The organism is Sediminibacillus sp. JSM 1682029, from assembly GCF_041366435.1.
Classification (GTDB): Bacteria; Bacillota; Bacilli; order Bacillales; family Amphibacillaceae; genus Sediminibacillus; species Sediminibacillus terrae.
The window spans coordinates 18,125-38,879 of record NZ_JBEWYY010000003.1 but is presented as its reverse complement, the minus strand read 5'-3'; the positions used below and the strand labels follow the sequence as shown (position 1 = coordinate 38,879).

General features: G+C 46.1%; 15 protein-coding genes, 1 tRNA gene and 1 other annotated feature. Of the genes, 15 read left to right on the top strand and 1 reads right to left on the bottom strand.

Annotated elements, in window-relative coordinates:
• Positions 1 to 15: 15 nt before the first annotated feature.
• The 4 genes from remB to ABVF09_RS06520 all read left to right on the top strand — a co-directional run bounded on the left by remB (position 16) and on the right by ABVF09_RS06520 (position 6,121).
• On the top strand, positions 16 to 300 hold the full coding sequence (gene remB / locus ABVF09_RS06535) for an extracellular matrix regulator RemB (protein WP_026568926.1): 285 nt from the start codon (positions 16 to 18) through the stop codon (positions 298 to 300).
• Between the two features lie 41 nt (positions 301 to 341).
• Positions 342 to 2,258, top strand: coding sequence for a DNA topoisomerase (ATP-hydrolyzing) subunit B (gyrB, locus tag ABVF09_RS06530; protein WP_026568927.1), 1,917 nt, complete (start codon positions 342 to 344; stop codon positions 2,256 to 2,258).
• A 129-nt stretch (positions 2,259 to 2,387) separates the two neighbouring features.
• The gene (gene gyrA / locus ABVF09_RS06525) at positions 2,388 to 4,931 is read left to right on the top strand and encodes a DNA gyrase subunit A (RefSeq protein ID WP_035426417.1); all 2,544 of its coding nucleotides are present in this window, start codon (positions 2,388 to 2,390) and stop codon (positions 4,929 to 4,931) included.
• 104 nt (positions 4,932 to 5,035) lie between these two features.
• A complete protein-coding gene (locus tag ABVF09_RS06520) occupies positions 5,036 to 6,121 on the top strand; it encodes an HD-GYP domain-containing protein (RefSeq protein WP_026568928.1) in 1,086 nt (361 codons plus the stop codon).
• Between the two features lie 44 nt (positions 6,122 to 6,165).
• Here ABVF09_RS06520 and ABVF09_RS06515 read toward each other — a convergent pair whose 3' ends face one another.
• On the bottom strand, positions 6,166 to 7,122 hold the full coding sequence (locus tag ABVF09_RS06515; protein ID WP_026568929.1) for a YaaC family protein: 957 nt from the start codon (positions 7,120 to 7,122) through the stop codon (positions 6,166 to 6,168).
• 236 nt (positions 7,123 to 7,358) lie between these two features.
• Here ABVF09_RS06515 and guaB point away from each other — a divergent pair, with 236 nt between their 5' ends.
• From guaB to proC, 11 genes are all read left to right on the top strand, one after another.
• Positions 7,359 to 8,828, top strand: a complete 1,470-nt coding sequence (gene guaB / locus ABVF09_RS06510) for an IMP dehydrogenase (RefSeq protein ID WP_026568930.1) — start codon at positions 7,359 to 7,361, stop codon at positions 8,826 to 8,828.
• A 423-nt stretch (positions 8,829 to 9,251) separates the two neighbouring features.
• Positions 9,252 to 10,262 (top strand): TAXI family TRAP transporter solute-binding subunit, encoded by a 1,011-nt coding sequence (locus ABVF09_RS06505; protein ID WP_026568931.1) that lies wholly within the window; start codon positions 9,252 to 9,254, stop codon positions 10,260 to 10,262.
• 156 nt (positions 10,263 to 10,418) lie between these two features.
• Positions 10,419 to 10,943, top strand: a complete 525-nt coding sequence (locus tag ABVF09_RS06500; RefSeq protein ID WP_371068803.1) for a DUF1850 domain-containing protein — start codon at positions 10,419 to 10,421, stop codon at positions 10,941 to 10,943.
• The gene (locus ABVF09_RS06495) at positions 10,930 to 13,026 is read left to right on the top strand and encodes a TRAP transporter permease (RefSeq protein ID WP_371068802.1); all 2,097 of its coding nucleotides are present in this window, start codon (positions 10,930 to 10,932) and stop codon (positions 13,024 to 13,026) included. The genes ABVF09_RS06500 and ABVF09_RS06495 overlap by 14 nt, the downstream gene beginning before the upstream one ends.
• A gap of 384 nt (positions 13,027 to 13,410) precedes the next feature.
• Positions 13,411 to 14,094, top strand: coding sequence for a uracil-DNA glycosylase (locus tag ABVF09_RS06490; RefSeq protein WP_371068801.1), 684 nt, complete (start codon positions 13,411 to 13,413; stop codon positions 14,092 to 14,094).
• A gap of 178 nt (positions 14,095 to 14,272) precedes the next feature.
• On the top strand, positions 14,273 to 15,610 hold the full coding sequence (locus tag ABVF09_RS06485; protein WP_026568935.1) for a serine hydrolase: 1,338 nt from the start codon (positions 14,273 to 14,275) through the stop codon (positions 15,608 to 15,610).
• Between the two features lie 108 nt (positions 15,611 to 15,718).
• Positions 15,719 to 16,603 (top strand): pyridoxal 5'-phosphate synthase lyase subunit PdxS, encoded by an 885-nt coding sequence (gene pdxS / locus ABVF09_RS06480; RefSeq protein ID WP_026568936.1) that lies wholly within the window; start codon positions 15,719 to 15,721, stop codon positions 16,601 to 16,603.
• A 128-nt stretch (positions 16,604 to 16,731) separates the two neighbouring features.
• Positions 16,732 to 17,322 (top strand): pyridoxal 5'-phosphate synthase glutaminase subunit PdxT, encoded by a 591-nt coding sequence (gene pdxT / locus ABVF09_RS06475; RefSeq protein ID WP_026568937.1) that lies wholly within the window; start codon positions 16,732 to 16,734, stop codon positions 17,320 to 17,322.
• Between the two features lie 30 nt (positions 17,323 to 17,352).
• Positions 17,353 to 17,561 (top strand) — a binding site (T-box leader).
• Between the two features lie 280 nt (positions 17,562 to 17,841).
• Positions 17,842 to 19,116: a serine--tRNA ligase gene (gene serS / locus ABVF09_RS06470; protein ID WP_371068800.1), complete on the top strand. Its 1,275-nt coding sequence runs from the start codon at positions 17,842 to 17,844 to the stop codon at positions 19,114 to 19,116.
• 117 nt (positions 19,117 to 19,233) lie between these two features.
• Positions 19,234 to 19,326: transfer RNA gene (locus ABVF09_RS06465), tRNA-Ser, on the top strand.
• Positions 19,327 to 19,852: 526 nt separating this feature from the next.
• Positions 19,853 to 20,695 carry a pyrroline-5-carboxylate reductase gene (gene proC, locus ABVF09_RS06460; RefSeq protein WP_371068799.1) on the top strand — a complete coding sequence of 281 codons (843 nt, stop codon included), beginning with the start codon at positions 19,853 to 19,855 and terminating at the stop codon, positions 20,693 to 20,695.
• Positions 20,696 to 20,755 lie beyond the last annotated feature (60 nt).

Here is a 20,755-nt window from a genome sequence, read left to right as displayed (position 1 = left end):
AAATGGGGGAAAACGTTGTTTATTCATATTGGAGATGATAACGTCATTCGTTCAGAGGAAGTGGTCGCTATTATCGATCATCAGCTAGTAGCTTCCTCTACGATCAATGAGCAGATGCTTTTCAATCAGCGCAAAAACAAAAACGTGCTGGACCCCTCGGAGGAAGGGACGAAATCAATAGTCATCACAACAAATCATATTTATTACAGTCCCTTGTCCGTATTGACATTGAAAAAGCGTGCGAGCATGATTTCGACGATTAGTAAATTAGAAGACTATTCGGAGTCTTTTGAAGAATAGAACCCAAAGGATCAAACCCTTGAGAAGTGTAGGTGAAAGAGTTGGCAGATAATATAGTAAATGAGCAAACGTATGACGAAAGCCAAATTCAGGTGTTGGAAGGTTTAGAGGCTGTCAGGAAAAGACCTGGCATGTACATTGGATCCACGAATGAACGCGGCTTGCACCACTTGGTGTGGGAAATCGTCGATAACAGTATCGACGAGGCTCTTGCCGGTTACTGTGATACCATCCAAGTCTTCATTGAGAAGGATAACAGTATTACAGTGACGGATAATGGACGCGGAATTCCAGTCGGGATTCAGGAAAAAACGGGTCGTCCGGCAGTCGAAGTAATCATGACCGTGTTGCATGCCGGAGGAAAATTCGGCGGGGGCGGTTATAAGGTATCGGGCGGTCTCCATGGTGTAGGGGCATCGGTCGTAAATGCCTTGTCGACGGAATTGAATGTGTATGTGCACCGGGACGGTAAAATCCACCATCAAAGTTTCCGTCGCGGCGTACCGAATGGCGACTTGGAAGTTATCGGGGAAACGGAAACAACTGGTACCCGCACCCATTTCAAACCCGATCCGGAAATTTTCGATACTGTCAGATATAACTATGATACGCTGGCTCAGCGCCTTCGTGAATTGGCCTTTTTGAACAAAGGGCTTACCATCACCATCCAGGACAAGCGCGAGGACAGTGAACCGGAAACCTTTTTCTATGAAGGCGGAATAAAATCATATGTAGAGCATTTGAATAGATCCAGAGAAGTATTGCACGAACCTTTCTTTGCGGAAAAAGAAGAAGAAGAAATAACAGTGGAAGTGGCATTGCAATACAACGACGGCTTTGCCAGCAATATTTATTCCTATGCCAATAATATCCACACCTATGAGGGCGGAACCCACGAGTCCGGGTTCAAAACTGGTCTGACACGGGTGATCAACGACTATGCCCGTAAAAACAGCATGTTCAAAGAAAATGATCCGAATTTATCGGGAGATGACGTCAGGGAAGGTCTGACTGCCATCATTTCCATCAAGCACCCCGACCCTCAATTTGAAGGGCAGACGAAAACAAAATTGGGCAATGGCGAGGCAAGGGCGATCACCGACCAGGCCTTCAGCGAAATGTTCTCTAAGTTTTTGTTTGAAAATCCTGATTCAGCAAAGGCGATTGTCGAGAAGGGGCTGATGGCTTCACGAGCCAGAATAGCAGCCAAAAAAGCGAGAGAGCTGACCAGACGTAAAGGGGCGTTGGAAATTTCCAATCTGCCCGGAAAGCTGGCCGACTGCTCTTCTAAGGATGCCTCCATCAGCGAATTATATATCGTAGAGGGGGACTCTGCCGGAGGGTCTGCAAAACAGGGAAGAGATCGTCATTTCCAGGCAATCCTGCCTTTGAGGGGAAAGATCCTCAACGTAGAAAAAGCGCGTCTGGATAAAATCTTATCCAATAATGAAATCCGTACGATCATAACAGCACTTGGAACGGGAATCGGCGAAGACTTCGACATTTCCAAAGCGCGTTATCACAAAATCGTGATCATGACAGATGCAGATGTCGACGGTGCCCATATCCGTACGTTATTATTGACGTTCTTTTATCGTTATATGCGTCCGTTGATTGAAAATGGATATGTTTATATTGCCCAGCCGCCTTTATATAAAATCCAGCAAGGTAAAGCTGCATATTATGCTTACAACGATAAAGAAATGGAGCGTATCCTCAGCGAAATTCCAAAGGCCCCGAAACCTGGATTGCAGCGTTATAAAGGGTTGGGTGAAATGAACGCAACCCAGCTATGGGAAACGACCATGGATCCAGACAGTAGAACATTGCTTCAAGTAGGCTTGGAAGATGCAATGGATGCCGATCAGATTTTTGATGTATTAATGGGGGACAAGGTCGAACCGAGACGGAATTTCATCCAGGACAATGCCCAATACGTCAAGAATCTCGATGTCTGATATTGAACACTTCAGGTAGCCAGATAGAGAAACAATTTGCAGAGACGGATTTGTATTGGAAAGCAGCAACGACTTTTTTGTCTTTCCATATCCAGTCTCTCTTCCTCATTTTGATTAGGAGGTAATCCCATGGTGGATCAACAACGTCCGCAAGTTCAAGAAGTAAATATTAGCCAGGAGATGAGAACCTCATTTTTGGATTATGCCATGAGTGTTATTGTCTCACGCGCCCTTCCCGATGTCCGGGACGGTTTGAAACCAGTACACAGACGTATTTTATATGCGATGAATGATTTAGGCATGCACTCCGACAAGGCTTATAAAAAGTCGGCGAGAATCGTCGGGGAAGTTATCGGTAAGTACCATCCGCATGGTGACTCTGCCGTGTACGAAGCAATGGTAAGAATGGCACAGGATTTCAGCTATCGTTACATGCTCGTAGACGGACACGGCAACTTCGGGTCTGTCGATGGAGACTCTGCAGCTGCCATGCGTTACACAGAAGCAAGGATGTCAAAGATATCGATGGAGTTACTGCGGGATATTAACAAGGATACCATCGACTACAACGACAACTATGATGGATCAGAAAGAGAGCCAGCTGTCTTTCCAGCCCGTTTCCCCAATTTATTGGTAAACGGTGCTTCAGGGATTGCGGTGGGAATGGCGACTAATATCCCTCCCCACCATTTGGGTGAAACAATCGATGCAGTCCTTGCTGTCAGCCAGGATCCCGACATCACAATCGAAGAACTGATGGAAAACCATATATATGGGCCTGATTTTCCGACAGCAGGCCAAATTTTAGGCCGAAGCGGAATCAGAAAAGCATTTGAAACGGGTAAAGGCTCGATCACCATCCGGGCAAAAGCGACAATTGAAGAACATGCAAACGGAAAGTCCGATATTATTGTGACGGAATTGCCATACCAGGTGAACAAAGCCAAGCTGGTCGAAAAAATCGCCGATTTAGTACGAGACAAGCGGTTGGAAGGTATCACCGACCTGCGCGATGAATCCGACCGGACAGGTATGCGTGTTGTCATAGAGCTGCGCCGGGACGCCAATCCGAACGTCATTTTAAACAATCTTTATAAACAGACGGCGCTGCAGACTTCTTTCGGCATCAACATGCTGGCTTTGGTGGATGGCCATCCAAAGGTTCTGAATCTGAAACAAACCCTTCAGCATTACCTGGAACATCAAAAGGTGGTTATCAAGCGCCGGACTGCTTATGAGCTGAAAAAGGCTGAAGCAAGAGCGCACATTTTGGAAGGTTTGCGGGTCGCACTTGATCATCTTGATGAAGTAATTACCCTGATCCGCCAATCTAAAACCACCGATATCGCAAGAGAAGGTTTGATGAATCAGTTCGAACTTACCGAAAAGCAAGCGCAAGCTATTTTGGATATGAGACTCCAGCGTTTGACCGGGCTGGAAAGAGAAAAAATCGAAGAAGAATACCAGGAACTGGTCAAGCTCATCGAAGAGCTGCGGGCAATCCTCGCCGATGATGAGAAAGTGCTGGAAATCATCCGGGAAGAGCTCACAGAAATCAAAGAACGTTTCAGCGATGAAAGACGGACCGAGATTGTTATTGGCGGAACGGATTTCATCGAGGATGAGGATCTCATTCCAGAAGAGAACATCGTCATCACCTTGACGCATCAAGGCTATGTCAAACGCTTGCCATCTTCCACTTACCGTGCACAAAAACGCGGAGGACGAGGCATCCAGGGCATGGGGACAAATGATGATGATTTCGTAGAGCATTTAGTTTCCGCCTCCACCCATAGCCGTATTCTCTTTTTCACGAACAAAGGGAAGGTCTACCGTTCCAAGGGCTATGAAGTCCCTGAATTCGGACGTACTGCCAAAGGAATACCGATCATCAACCTTTTGGAAATCGAAAAAGATGAATGGGTCAATGCTGTCATAACGGTGGATGAATTCAAAGACGATCATTACTTGTTCTTTACGACAAAACAAGGAATATCGAAACGGACCCAGCTGTCCCAATTCGCCAATATCCGGAAAGGCGGTCTGATCGCACTAAACCTACGTGAGGACGACGAATTGATTTCAGTGCGACTGACAGATGGAACGAAGCACATTATGATCGGTACTCAAAATGGATATTTGATCCGTTTTCCAGAAGATCAAATCCGTTCGATGGGCCGTACTGCCTCCGGGGTAAAAGGGATCTCTTTAAGAGGTGACGACAAGGTGGTTTCGATGGAAATCATCGAAGATGGCCTGCATGTCATGAACGTCACCAGCAAGGGATATGGCAAACGTACCCCTGCAGCCGAATACCGGATTACCAACCGGGGAGGAAAGGGTATCTTCACCTCCAACCTTACGGATAAGACCGGCAAGGTGGTAGCTGTCAAAGCGGTGACAGGCGAGGAAGATATTATGATCATCACCGAAGCAGGTGTGTTGATCAGGATGCCTGTCGAAGGAATTTCGATTACTGGACGTAATACACAAGGGGTACGCCTGATCAGAGTGCAGGAGGGCGAAGAAGTGGCGACGGTTGCCCGGATTGAAACAGAAGAAGAAATCGAAGAAGAATTGCCGCCGGAAACCGTCAATGAAAACGAACAAGTGCCGGTAGAGCCCGGTGAAATCGAAGAAGCTTTGGATGAAGCAGAGGAAGAAGAAGAGTAAGACAGGATAAATATAGGCGGAAACGGGCTGACTGATACATACAGATCAGCCCGTTCTGCCAATCAATAGAGTTATATACATACGGATAAAGAGGTGGAGAAAAGGTGAAAGTACACCCGTCTCAGTTGATTCCAGGCTGTGTGGTTGTCAAAGATCTCATCGGAAAAACCGGACGCCCGATCATGCATGGAAAAACTGTTTTAACTGATGATTTGATTGATATTTTACATCGTTTTCTTGTTGAAGAAGTCGAAGTGTTTTCCCGCCTGGAGGATGGAAAACCATATGTTCCCGGCAGGAAAGTAGTCGAGAAGGAACCAACCAGGGAAACTTCCGCTCCTTCTGATCTGCCTTTTACCGAATGTTACATGTGGACGGTCAAGCAATACAAGCAGATGTTCCTTGATTGGAAAAACGGAAAAAATATGCAAATAAACCAAGTAAGAAAGCTGATTGTTCCTCTTCTCGAAAGAGTCGATGAAATCGGTTTGAAGCTTTATAATTTGCACAAGCTTTCTACTGCGAAGGATTATTTTTTCCACCATGCTGTCATGGTGGCACTGCTTTCTGCCTTTTTGGCAAAAAAAAGCAACTATAAGCATGAATGGATTCAAATCGGCATTGCAGGTTTTCTCGCGGACTGCGGCATGGTGAAAATAGACGAACATATTCTTTTTAAAGCAGGTCCACTCAGTTCGGCTGAATACGAAGAAATCAAAAAACATCCAGTATATTCTTACCGCTTTGTAGAACCTGTCTCTTCCGTCTCCCAAGGAACGAAGTTGGCCATTTTGCAGCATCACGAAAGGTTGGACGGCAGTGGCTACCCACTAGGGGTGGGAGGAGAAAAAATCCATCCATATGCCAGGCTGATCGCCATCAGTGATATTTACCATGCAATGACCGCTGAGCGTGCTTACCAAAAGCCACAGTCTCCGTTCAAGGTTATCGAGGAAATGGTGTATGAACAATTCGGTAAATTGGACCATCCTCTCGTGGAGAACTTTGTCAGCAGTTTGACGAACTTCGGAACGGGTACCAAGGTGGTTTTGTCCAATAAGCAAAAGGCAGAAATCGTGTTTATCGAGTCACAGCATCCGACAAGGCCGATGGTACGGCTCCTATCCGGACAGCAGGTCATTTCCTTGAAAGATGACCGATCACTCTACATAGAAGAAATTTTATCCTGAATTTTGAAAGGTTTGAAAGGCTTTCCCGGCTTTTCGAGCCTTTTTTATTGTTGATCATATAAGTACCAGCCTAGCAAAAAAGGTACTTTATCGGCAGTGACTTGTAGAAAATGAACAATAAAAGGATGATCCTCATTTGGGAGAGTATGCAGTAAGTCCCCCCACCACTCCGTTTCATACCGACAAATCATGCTTAAGTTGTAAAGAAGTAAATAATGTGCCATGATTTCATGCCAATCCGTGAAGTGATCTCTGCCAGATGGAAAATAAATCGCCTCCTCTTCCAAATTGAAAAAAACCGGTCCTTGGGAATGTGGCGAAACGGGTCCTGGTAAGTCGACGACCAGGTGGTTTCCGGTCGCTTTTTTTTCGAGGAAAGGCGGAAAAAAGGCGGCCATCTTCGATAAAAAACCGGTTTCTGTCATATGGTACGTATCCAGACAAGAAAGAGGAAAGCGCAGCTGTCGCTTCTCATAATCGCCAATCTTCACCAGGGGGATGTTTCCATGATGATACCGGATCAGTCTGCTTACTTCCGGAATATGTGCGAACAGACGGTGCATGGCAATCTTTCCCGCCTTGAGAGGATCGATATGGAATAAAACCTGGGAAAAATAAGGGAACAACCCGTTATGTTGGATTTTCACCTCGTCGTTCCAAAAAGAATACTGTTGTTTTTTTCTTTTTCTCGTTGACACGCCATGGGCCAGCAAGGTGGTGTTTTCCGGATAGTCCGGTCTTTTGGTAAGCAGGCAGGCCTTTAATAGATGAACCATGCCGTAAAAAAGCAGGATCGGCTTCACCATAAGAGGGGCATTTCTGCTAGTCTCGTAAAAGGTCCGGCCGTGTTCCAAGTAATAAAGAAAACGATAGCAGTTCTGGTAGCTTTTCGCTTCTGCTTGTTCAAGTTGAATGGTTTGATAGCAACGTAGCAAATAGTTTTGAGATGTCTCTGCTGATTTCAGGTACGTAAGAAAGTCATTCACTTCTTTTTTCCACATGAGTAAGACCCTTTCCGACTGCTTTTTAAAAGACTGATTATTTAAACTTTTTCATTTGAAATCCCTTCCTTTTCCGTATCTGCGCTGTTAAGATTTTCCGCTGCCGGATTTTGTTCATAAATGCTTGAAAAAGCAGAAGGGTTGTCGTATTGTAAATAACAATAAGTTTTTGCTGTACGCTTATGATAACCAAATTTTCATAAACAATAAGATGATATCAAAGGGAGGATCCAGCAATGAGGGAGGACAAGTTTGCTAAGGAAGGACTAACGTTCGACGATGTATTGTTAGTGCCTGCCAAATCCGAAGTACTGCCAAGAGACGTATCTTTGGATACCGTATTATCATCCAATATCGAGTTGAAGATGCCGTTGATAAGCGCAGGGATGGATACAGTAACGGAAGCGGCCATGGCTATTTCCATGGCACGACAAGGCGGTTTGGGAGTCATCCATAAAAATATGTCGATCGAGGAACAAGCTGAAAATGTGGATATGGTAAAACGTTCGGAAAGCGGCGTAATCACCAATCCATTTTTCTTGCTTCCCGAGAACCAGGTGTTCGATGCTGAACACTTGATGGGCAAGTTCCGCATCTCCGGCGTTCCGATCGTCAACAACAAAGAGGAGCAAGTCCTTGTCGGTATCATCACGAACAGGGATCTTCGTTTCATCCAGGACTATTCCATCAAGATTTCAGAAGTAATGACGAGCGAGCATCTTGTAACAGCTCCTGTAGGTACGACCCTGACTGAAGCAGAAGAAATCTTGCAAAAGTACAAGATCGAGAAGCTGCCGCTTGTCGATGACCACGGTGTGCTGAAAGGATTGATCACCATCAAAGATATCGAAAAGGTGATCGAATTCCCTAATGCAGCCAAGGACAGCCAAGGCAGACTGCTGGTAGGAGCAGCTGTAGGCGTAACGGCAGACGCAATGACCAGGATAGCCAAGCTCGTCGAAGCGGGTGTCGATGTCCTTGTCATCGATACGGCGCACGGCCATTCAAAAGGTGTGATCGAGCAGGTGCGAAAGGTGAGGGAAAACTATCCGGGTATTGATATTATTGCTGGTAATGTAGCCACTCCTGATGCAACAAAAGAGCTGATTGATGCCGGGGCCAATATCATCAAAGTCGGTATCGGACCAGGTTCTATCTGTACGACTCGTGTCGTAGCCGGTGTCGGGGTTCCGCAAATCACCGCAATCAATGATTGTGCCGAGGAAGCCCATAAGCACGGGGTTCCGGTGATCGCAGATGGAGGAATCAAGTATTCAGGCGATATTGCCAAGGCAATGGCAGCCGGGGCACATGCAGTCATGATCGGCAGTTTGTTTGCCGGTGTCTCGGAAAGCCCGGGTGAAACGGAAATTTTCCAAGGCAGAAGGTATAAAGTTTACCGCGGCATGGGTTCTGTATCCGCCATGAAGTCCGGATCGAAGGATCGTTACTTCCAGGAGAGCGAGGAAACCAAAAAGTTGGTACCCGAAGGAATCGAGGGCCGGGTTGCTTATAAAGGACCGCTGGCCGATACGGTTCACCAGCTGCTCGGCGGATTGCGATCAGGCATGGGGTACTGTGGAGCCGGAAATCTAGAAGTGTTCCGGAACGAAGCCAGGTTCATCCGTATGACAGGTGCCGGTCTTCGGGAAAGCCACCCGCATGACGTGCAAATCACCAAAGAGTCTCCGAATTATTCCGTATAATATCAAAAAGAGGCTGTAAAAAGCATCGAGACCTAAACAAAAACCGAGCGAATTCGTTCGGTTTTTTTGATGAGCAAAAAACAAACTATTCGATGCTATGAAAAGTGCAACGCTCCACTCCGGCAAGGTACTTCGCTTTCCTCGGGCCCGGTAGTATCTTGCCGTAGCGGTTCGAAGCACCCATCAAACAACAGGATATAACAAGAATACGCAACTAAAAAAGAATAGAAAAAAGTAAACCGTTCTTCCCTTCTCTTACTGTGTTCTATCCAGCTGAGATTTTTGCTTCCCCTACTTTATGGAATCGAAGGAGTAGGAAAGGAACCGAGAATAACTTCGAAGTTTGTCGAGGAAACAAATAACATTTGAATTTAAAATATCCTGTTTGCTATAATGAAGTATATTTTATAAGGGGGGAAGACTATGGAAAAGAAAAAATGGTTGCCTATATTGATTTTAACGTTTGCTTTATCCATGCTGTTGGCCGCGTGTGGCGGCGGAGAAGCCGATCCGGATTCCGGCGGCGATAGTGGAGAAGGAGACAGCGCCGACAGTGGCGAAACTCAATTTCTCAGCATTTTGACAGGTGGTACAGAAGGTACATACTACCCGCTTGGCGGTACTTTTGCCCAAATTATCAATGATAATCTTGATAATGCCGAGGCAAACGCACAATCAACGGGTGCTTCTGTCGAGAACATGAAGACAATGAGAGACGGAGATGCCGAGCTTGCCTTCACTCAAACCGACATTGCTGCTTACGCGGCAGAAGGTTCTGTCATGTTCGAGGGTGATCAGATTGATAATATCCAGGCAATTGGAACCCTTTATCCAGAAACGATTCAAATTGTCACCACAGCAGACTCCGGCATTGAAACCGTTGCCGACCTGGAAGGGAAAGTTGTTTCTGTAGGTGCTCCTGGTTCCGGAACGAATGCCAGTGCAACCGATATCTTGGAAGTTTACGGCCTTTCCATGGATGATATCGAAGCACGTGATTTAGACTTTGGTGATTCCACCTCAGGCATTCAGGACGGCACCATCGATGCTGCTTTCATCACTTCCGGTACTCCGACTGGAGCGGTCGAGAGCCTGGCTGCTACGACCGACGTCAACATCGTGCGTTTCGATGAGGAAAAAATCCAGGAATTGATCGATGCGCATCCTTATTATGCAGAGGACACAATCAAAGAAGGGACTTACAGTCTCGAAGAAGATGTGAAAACAGTTGCCGTCCAGGCCATGCTGGTGACCTCTGCCGATTTAAGCGAAGATCTTGTTTATAATGTTACCAAAGCCATTTTTGAAAACACCGATCAAATCAGCCATCCTAAAGGGGAATTTATTTCTGCGGAATCTGCACTTGACGGAGTAGGCATTGATTTGCATCCAGGTGCTAAAAAGTATTTTGATGAAAAAGGAATCGAACAGTAAAACAAGACGATGACGAGTAATGATGAGGATGTCCCGCTCCACAGGCCTGCTTTTTTCTGCAGCGGCCCCAGGCTTTCTGGAAGGCTTGCTGCCCAAGGGGAGAGAAAGCCGGCCTGCGTGGACTCCCTCATCTTTTTATGTTAGAAGGGATAATGTATGCTATTGAAAAAAAGATGGCTATTCACAGGTGGGATTTTCCTGCTTGCCGCAGCTGCCATATTATTGTTTTATCCTTATCGATACGTCCTGGCAATGCAAGATCCATTTACCGATGAAATATTGGCTTATTTCCCTATCAAAGACACCGACCATTTTCAAATAAAGTTTACCCACTCTGTCCATCTTTCCGATGTCATCGAAGAGTATGAAATCAACCATGAAATGATTTATCCCTATCAACTGGTATATGAAGACACTGCCATTGGCATGCCCTCCAATGCAGGCGAAGGGGAAACGTTCGAGATGAAGGATGGGAAATACTATATTTCCGATTTGCAGGGGTCTTTTTCGGAGATCAACCTTGCAGTCGGCCAGGTACGGGCAAATCATACCATCATCTATCAAAACCAAAGCTATTTACTTAAAGACTACGTAGGGGAAGGTACCTCCATTACCATAACCCCCACTCATGAAAGTAACTGGCATCTTTTAAAAGGGGTGAATATTCATGAGCGCCAATAATGAAACGCTTACAGAACAACAACAACAAGAATTGATGCAGCAATATGATCAGGAATCATCTTATCGGTTCCTGACCGGAACGATGGCCAAAGTGGTCTTTTTCGGTCTGTTGGCCTTTTCTTTATATCAAATCTTTGCCACTACTATTTATCCTCTACCTGCGCAAATGCATCGTTCCATCCATATCGGATTCGGCTTAGTGCTCATCTTCCTGTTATTCCCGGCAACAAAAAAAGGAAGAACAAGCGGAAAAGTCGCCTGGTATGATTACATCCTTGCTCTGCTTGGATTTGGAGTAGGGGCCTACTGGCCATTGATGTACGAGGAGATTGTAAGAAGAGCAGGCGATATCAACCAAATGGATATGATTGTCGGAGCGATCGCCGTGATCCTGGTTTTGGAAGCAACCCGACGTTCTGTCGGTCTACCGATCACCATCATTGCGATAGCCTTTTTGGCTTATGCTTACTGGGGACGCCAAATGCCCGGGTTTCTTATCCACCGCGGTGTCAACGTAGATAATCTGGTTCAATCGATGTTTTTCACAACAGAAGGCATTCTCGGTACGCCGATTGCTGTTTCTTCTACGTTCATCTTCCTGTTCCTGTTATTTGGCTCTTTCTTGGTGAAAACGGGGGTCGGCCAATACTTCAACGATCTGGCCGTATCTCTTGCCGGGAAAAGAACCGGCGGGCCTGCTAAAGTGGCGATTTTTTCCAGTGCTTTGCAAGGTACCATCAGTGGAAGTTCGGTTGCCAATGTGGTGACCTCAGGTTCCTTCACCATTCCCATGATGAAGAGACTGGGCTACCGCCGTGAGTTTGCGGGGGGCGTAGAAGCGGCCGCTTCGACAGGCGGTCAGTTGATGCCGCCTATAATGGGTGCTGCGGCCTTCTTGATGATAGAGTTTATCGGAATTGATTACTGGACGATTGCAAAAGCGGCTGCCATCCCAGCCCTGCTTTATTTTACCGGTGTTTGGATCATGACTCATTTTGAAGCGAAGCGGACGGGATTGAAAGGCTTGTCTGATGAAGAAATCCCTGATCGCAAGGAAGTGTTGAAGAAGATCTACCTTCTGCTTCCTATCGTAGCGATTGTCTTTTTCTTAAGCAGCGGTTTAAGTGTCATGCGGGCAGCTATTTATGGAATTTTGACGACGATTTTGGTCGGCGTACTGCGCGAAGACCGTTTTCGTAAAATTTATCCGATCGTATTCGGATCAGTGTTCGTGTTATATCTGATATATGGCTTCATCACAGCCGGACCGTCTGTTGTCCAAAGTCTGATAGCAGCTGCTATCGCCACCATCATCGTGAGCTACTTCTTTGACGGTAATTTCAAAGAGTCAGTCGATGCATTGGTTGACGGGGCACGGACGGCATTGGCTGTAGTGGCAGCAACGGCTGCGGCCGGTATAATCGTCGGTGTCGTGACCAAGACAGGCTTAGGACTGAAGCTTGCCAACAGTCTTGTTTCGTTGGCAAATGAGCAAATTTTGCTGACCCTTTTCTTCACGATGGTGGCGGCAATCATTCTCGGGATGGGGTCGCCTACTACAGCCAACTATGTCATCACATCAACGATCGCTGCACCTGCGATTATTTTGTTAGGGATTGCAGATTTGCCTGCTCATCTGTTTGTGTTTTACTTCGGAATCGTAGCGGACATCACGCCACCCGTGGCGCTGGCAGCTTTTGCCGCGGCGGGGATTGCTTCAGGAGAACCGATACGGACAGGACTCAATGCAGCGAAAATTGCGATTGCTGCTTTCATCATTCCCTATATGTTTGTCTTGCAGCCGGAATTGTTGATGATCGATACAAACATCCTGGAGCTTATCTGGATTCTGTTTACTGCTGTGGCAGGAATGATTGCCATAGGAGCCGGATTGATCGGGTACTGGTATCGGAAAGTTTACTGGCCTGAACGATTGTTTGCTGTAGCAGGCGGGCTGACATTGATTTATCCGGGAACTTATTCCGATGTCATCGGTTTGTCGGTGTTCGGCATCCTGCTGGCATTACAATTTTTCATGAAACGCAACCAGGTAGGTGTACCGGAAACAAAAGCAAAAGCATAAATCAGAAAAACTGTCCCGCCACTTAAGCGGGGCAGTTTTTTTATCGATTGAGGGAAATATCGTCAAATAGGGCAGGACTCACTTCTCAAGTGGCTGGAAATCAGATGGAATTAGAAAGAAGCCGGAGCAGTGAAAAGGAAAAAGAACGTGAAGAACGGACAAATAACCTTCACGGAATTCAAACAGAGGCAAAAGACTGCTAAAATATATTAATCTGCTAGTTCTTCCCGCTTGCTTGGCAAGACTTTTTGCCAAGGGATGTGAACGGGACACTTGCTATCCTTTGTTACACTAAAATAGAATTTTCATAGAGAAAAGTTTGATCCACGTTTTCAAAAAACATGGAGAGGTAATCGTATCACTAAAACATAGAGGAGGAGAAAAATGGCCAAACAAATACTGAAAAATGATTGGAATGAAAAACTACAGGAAGAGTTTGAAAAGGATTATTACCTGGAGCTTCGAGAGTTTTTGAAACAGGAATATGACCAAACAACGGTATACCCTGCCATGGATCACATATACGAAGCACTCCAGTTGACTTCTTATGCGAATACAAAAGTAGTCATCCTCGGACAAGATCCTTATCATGGGCCGAACCAGGCACATGGATTGAGTTTTTCTGTGCAGCCGGGCGTCACGCCTCCCCCTTCCTTGAAAAATATCTTCAAAGAATTGAATGATGACATGGGCTGTCCCATTCCGGAGCATGGTCATTTGAAAAAGTGGGCAGAACAGGGCGTCCTTATGCTGAATACGGTATTGACGGTACGGAAAGGCCAGGCAGCTTCCCATCGTGGAAAAGGGTGGGAACATTTCACCAACAGGGTGATCGAGGTATTGAATGAGCGGGAAAGACCGGTCGTTTTCCTGTTATGGGGTCGTCATGCCCAAGAAAAACAAGCTCTTTTGGATACGGATAAACACCGGGTGATCACCTCTCCCCATCCGAGCCCGTTTTCCGCCAATAAAGGTTTTTTTGGAAGCAAACCGTTTTCTCGGGCCAATTCCTACTTGAAAGAATTGGGTGAAGCGCCAATAGACTGGTGTTTACCGGAGAAGGAGTAAAGACTATCTATCACTTGCAGTAATCGATAGAGAAAAATGGGATAGTCAACCATGTTCATAGGTACATTTGCGCATCTGCCCCATGATTGCCAAAAGGCTTTGGAAAAGCAGTTTCGCTTTCCTTCCACCTGTGATAAAATGTGAAAGATGCATACTATTTTCGTGGAGGTAGAGAAAGTTGAAACATAATTTAAAAGCATCCTTTTTTCTATTAATGGCGGTGCTGCTCGCATGTACTTCGCTGATCGCCAAGCCTGGAAAGGCAAATGCCGCTGAGTCGCTTGATTTGAAAGCAGAGTCTGCGATTCTGGTAGATGCTGAAACGGGGAAGATTTTATATGCGAAACAGCCTGATATAAAATTACCTCCAGCTAGTATGACCAAAATGATGACAGAATATCTTGTATTGGAAGCCATCGACGAAGGTCAAATCAGCTGGGACACGACAACACAGATTAGTGATTACCCTTATGAAATTTCTGCAAGCAGTATATCTTCAGGGGTGGGTCTGACGCAGGATAAAGATTATACAGTGCGAGAGCTGTACGAAGCGATGGCAATCATTTCCGATAATGGAACGACCATTGCGCTCGCAGAGTTGATTGCCGGATCTGAAGGCGAATTCGTAAAAATGATGAATGAAAAAGCAGAGGAAATGGGCTTGCCGGATTATCAGTTCGTGAATGCTACCGGTCTTTCCAACTCCGACTTGGGTGAGAACCATCCGGAAGGTACGGAGCCAGATGCCAATGACTTGCTCTCGGCGGAGTCAACGGCCCTGCTCGCTTACCACTTAGTGAATGACTATCCGGAAGCATTGGATATATCGAGTAAAATGACAACGGAATTTGAAGGAAAGACGCTGGAAAACTTGAACTGGATGCTGCCTTGGGACAATGTCAACTTCAAACAGTTCGGTTTTGAAGGTGTCGATGGATTGAAAACAGGCTGGACAGATCTTGCTGGCTATTGTTTTACAGGTACAGCAGAACGTGACGGCAGAAGGCTTATCTCTGTTGTCATGAAAACAGAAAGCAAGGAAGCCCGTTTTGAAGAAACGGCAAAACTGCTTGATTACGGCTTCTCTAAATTTGAAAACAAAGAAGTATTCGCGGAAGGATATCAGAAGGAAGACCAAAAAAGCCTGCCCGTTACAAAAGGAAAGCAGGATGAGGTAGGAATCGCTTCTAGTGCAGCGATTCAAGCCCCTGTGAAAAATGGGGAAGAAGAGAGCTATGATGTCACCTTGAATGTAGATGAAGACAAGCTGAATGAGGATGGCGAACTGGTTGCTCCGCTTGAAAAAGGTGAAAAAGTAGGGACAATGGAGCTTACTTACAAAGGAGAAGCAGATTATGGTTATATCACCGGAGAAAAACAAGCACAAACCGTTGATGTAGTCACAACCGCTGCTGTTGAAAAAGCCAACTGGTTTTCCTTATCGATGAGTGCTGTCGGCAATTTCTTCAGTAATATTTTTTCTTCTGTATCAGATACTGTGAAGGGTTGGTTCTAATTCTTACCGGTACATTCTGGTTGGGGTTTTCGGGAAAATAAGGTAGAATATTGGATAACCAATGAAAGAAAATAACAAATGAGAGCTTATATATGGGAGGAATACTGAATGTCTAATTTGGGTACTGATCGGGTTAAACGTGGAATGGCAGAAATGCAAAAAGGCGGCGTCATCATGGATGTTGTCAACGCAGAGCAGGCAAAACTTGCGGAAGAAGCCGGTGCTGTAGCAGTCATGGCTTTGGAAAGAGTTCCATCCGACATCCGTGCAGCCGGTGGTGTTGCAAGAATGGCTGACCCTACAATAGTAGAAGAAGTGATGAATGCTGTTTCCATTCCGGTTATGGCAAAAGCAAGAATCGGCCATATCGTCGAAGCACGGGTACTGGAAGCAATGGGAGTAGACTACATCGATGAGAGCGAAGTATTGACTCCAGCAGATGAAGTATTCCACATCAACAAATCAGACTACACAGTTCCTTTCGTTTGTGGCTGCCGTGATTTGGGAGAAGCTACCCGCCGTATCGGGGAAGGTGCTTCCATGCTGCGTACCAAAGGAGAGCCTGGCACTGGCAACATAGTCGAAGCAGTTCGTCATATGCGTGAAGTTCAATCCCAAATTCGTAAACTGATCGGCATGTCGGACGATGAGGTCATGACTTTTGCAAAAGAGCTCGGTGCTCCATACAATGTCTTGCTTGAAATCAAAGAAAAGGGCCGTTTGCCGGTCGTGAACTTTGCAGCCGGCGGTGTCGCCACTCCAGCCGATGCAGCATTGATGATGCAATTGGGAGCGGATGGCGTGTTTGTCGGTTCCGGTATTTTCAAGTCAGATAATCCAGAAAAATATGCCCGTGCCATTGTAGAAGCTACAACACATTACCAGGATTACGAAATGATCGGGAAGATTTCCAAAGGTCTTGGAACTGCCATGAAAGGTATCGAAATTGGAACGCTTGCTCCGGAAAACCGCATGCAGGAGCGCGGCTGGTAAGCAGCAAAATCAAATGTTATGGAGGAGATAGACTGCCGATAGGTGCTTCTACTCCTTTATATTGCCTAAAGGCATGTCAGCAGGCACGGTAACAATAGATAATCAGCCTCTAAAAGGAGAAATGCAGCATGATAAAAATAGGGGTATTAGGCCTTCAAGGTGCAGTAAGGGAACATATTGATTCCATTCAAGCATCTGGAGCCGAAGGCATCATTATCAAGAAAAAAGAACAGCTGGAAGAAATCGATGGCTTGGTTCTACCGGGCGGCGAGAGTACGACAATGCGCCGTCTCATTGATAAATATGACTTTTTTGACGCTTTAGTCGCCTTTGGAAAACAAGGCAAGCCCATTTTTGGCACGTGTGCTGGACTGATTTTATTGGCCGGGGAAGTTGTCGGCCAGGAAAAAGCCCATTTACAGTTGATGGATATGAAGGTAGAACGAAATGCTTTCGGACGACAGAAGGAAAGCTTCGAGGCTGAACTCCCGATTAAAGGGGTAGCAGAGGATTTCAATGCCGTCTTCATCCGCGCGCCGTTCATCCGTGAAGTGGGGGAAGATGTCGAAGTGCTGGCTGTCTATAACGAGGCCATTGTGGCTGCGAGACAGGGACATTTCCTTTGCAGTGCTTTCCATCCTGAACTGACCGATGACCATCGCATGGCGGCTTATTTTGTCACCATGGTGGAAGAATCGATGAAAGAACTTGCATCTTAACGAGTTTTTCGCTATTCTAAACTATAATATTGCAATGTAATGACAGGAAATAGTAACAAGATGTCCTTTCTTCAGAGAGCCGGTGGCTGGTGAAAACCGGTGTGGGTCCTTGTGAATCCATCCTTGAACAGGTATGCCGCAATGCATACCCGGTAAACGCCGTTATCGTAAGTGAGCCGGAAGAAATGTATGTTTCTTCAATAAGGGTGGTATCGCGGGATCAAACTCCCGTCCCTGTAACAAAGCAGGGACGGGAGTTTTTTAATGTTCCGGTTTTTAAAATCATGAACCATTTAACACCTTGTTAAGTGAATGTATGCTAATCGAGCGCTGCGTAAACACCCTGCGCTTTCCGCGGGCGGCTGGTGAGCTTCCTCGAGCTAATGCTCTGCGGGATCTCACATTAGGCCTTTCCTCCCACAGGACCAGGAAGGCTGTGGCAGCGATGCATCTTTGCACAAAAACACAAATCTTTTAACAACACCCATAGCAAATGACTATATGAAGGAGGATTAACTTATGTTGGACATGAAATACTTACGAAACAATTTTGCAGAGGTAAAGGATAAACTGAAACACCGGGGAGAGGATTTATCGGAGTTAGATAAATTCGGTGACCTGGATGCCAGGAGAAGAGAACTGATCGCTGGCACAGAAGAACTGAAAGCAAAGCGGAATGATGTATCGAAGCAAATTGCCGAGCTGAAAAAACAAAAGCAGGATGCAGATCCCTACATCAAAGAAATGCGGGAAGTGGGCGACAAGATCAAAGCCTACGATACAGAACTGAAAGAAGTCGAGGAAAAATTACAATCCTTGTTGCTGTCGATTCCGAACATCCCGCATGAAAGCGTCCCTGTCGGCGAAGATGAAGAAGACAATGTCGAAGACAGAAAGTGGGGCGAGGTACCTTCCTTTGCATTTGACGCAAAGGCGCACTGGGATATTGCCACCGATTTGGACATCCTTGATTTCGAACGGGCGGCAAAGGTGACGGGAAGCCGCTTTGTTTTCTATAAAGGCCTCGGTGCCCGTCTAGAACGTGCGTTGATTAACTTCATGATGGATTTGCATGCAGAAGAGCATGGCTACGAGGAAATGCTTCCTCCATACATGGCCAACCGTACCAGCATGACAGGAACTGGTCAGCTGCCGAAATTCGAAGAAGATGCTTTTAAAGTGGCTGATACCGACTATTTCTTAATCCCGACAGCGGAAGTACCGGTAACGAATTACCATCGGGACGATATTTTGTCGATGGAAGACTTGCCAAGGAAATATGTAGCTTACAGTGCGTCTTTCCGTTCTGAAGCCGGATCTGCCGGAAGGGATACAAGAGGGCTGATCCGTCAACACCAGTTCAACAAGGTGGAATTGGTACAGTTCGTAAAACCGGAAGATTCTTATCAAGTACTGGAAGAACTGACGGGAAATGCTGAAAAAGTGCTGCAGCTGTTGAAGCTTCCATACCGGGTGATGAGCATGTGTACAGGTGACCTCGGTTTTACTGCTGCCAAAAAGTATGACATCGAAGTATGGCTGCCAAGTTATGACGATTACAAAGAAATTTCGTCTTGTTCTAATTTTGAGGACTTTCAAGCAAGAAGAGCCGGCATCCGTTTCAGGAGAGAGGAAAAAGCAAAACCGGAATTCGTCCATACGTTGAACGGATCTGGTCTTGCAATTGGCAGAACCGTTTCAGCCATCCTGGAAAATTACCAGCAGGAAGATGGGACGGTAGTGATTCCGGAAGTATTGCGGCCTTATATGGGCGGAAAAGAAGTAATCCAGTAAGCAGACAATAAGATGCCGGGAAACCGATGGTCAGAAAGGTTTCCCGGCTATAAGCAAAATTCTGTTTTGATGGTTGACATCAATTTAGTCAGATGGTATATTAATTGATGTCGACACGGAGGATTACCCAAGTCTGGCTGAAGGGAGCGGTCTTGAAAACCGCCAGGGGCTTCATCGCCCGCGGGGGTTCGAATCCCTCATCCTCCTCCATAATTACACGCAAACAAATTGGAGATTATACAGAAAAAGTCGTTACAACATGTAACGACTTTTTTATTTTGACCATTTAACAGCAGCGTCGATTGGCATTTTTTTCGGTATGGGTTTGCTCTCTTCTGGGAAGAATACCATTCAGAACAGACCACTTCTCGGCAATCCAAATTTTTGGTTGTAATATACCTTGACAGAAAGCGTTTTTCCAATCATAATACATAAAAATAAACCATTGCGAAGAACAGGCCAGTAAATAGTGACAGGCGTCAGAGATTGGAATCCACCGGCTGAAAGATTCCATCGCTAAGGCATTATTGAAACCTACCTGGGAGCAGTCAGGCTAGAAAACTGACCGTAGCCGGCGTTAACGGTCCGAGCGGGCATTCTGTTTCACATGGAACAATGCCAACCAAGGTGGTACCGCGGATGACAACCCTCATTCCGTCCTTATGATACAGAGGACGGGGCGGGGGTTTTATTATTGGTTAAAATAAAATGGCATTTACTCAAGGAGGAGATAGGCATGTTCAATAAAATTGCGTTCATCGGGGCAGGTTCGATGGCCGAGGCAATCATGACCGGTATATTGGCCAAAGGATTTTTACAAGCGGATCAAATCTGGGTGACCAATAAAGAAAACAAGGAGCGTTTGGAACGGCTGAAAAACGTCTACCATGTCCGTTGTTCCAATGATAAGGAGGAGGTTGTCCAGGGAGCGGATGTCATCATTCTGTCTATGAAACCGAAGGATATCACGGAAGCGCTGGAAGGCATCAAAAAATATGTGACGGATGAACAGATAGTGGTATCTGTGCTGGCAGGTGTTTCGACGGGTTACATCGCGGAACAGTTGGAAAAGAATTGTCCGGTAGTGCGGGCGATGCCGAATACGTCTGCCACCATCGGCTATTCCGCAACAGCCATAGCAGGAGGAGAGCAGGCCGGACAGGAGCACATTCGTTTGGTGAAAACCTTGTTTCAAACAATCGGCACAACGACCGTTGTCGAGGAGGAAGACGATCTCCATACGATAACGGGATTATCCGGAAGCGGCCCGGCATATATTTATTATTTTGTCGAGGCGATGGAGGATGCAGCCGCTGAAGCGGGACTGAAGCCTGAAATTGCCAAGGAATTGATTATCCAGACGCTTGTCGGTGCTGCAGAAATGCTGAAGAATTCAGATGAACAGCCGTCCGCGCTGCGCGAAAAAATCACCAGTCCTGGTGGAACGACACAAGCCGGGCTGGAGACATTGGAAAAGTATAAATATCAAGAAGCATTGATGGCTTGTATCAAACAGGCGGCAGCCCGTTCAATCGAGCTGGGGAGCCCGTATCAGGCAAAAAATGATGCGAATAAATGAAAGTAAAGGGGCTTGCCTTAAAAGAATATAAAATAAAAAGGAGCCTGGGACAAAAGTATC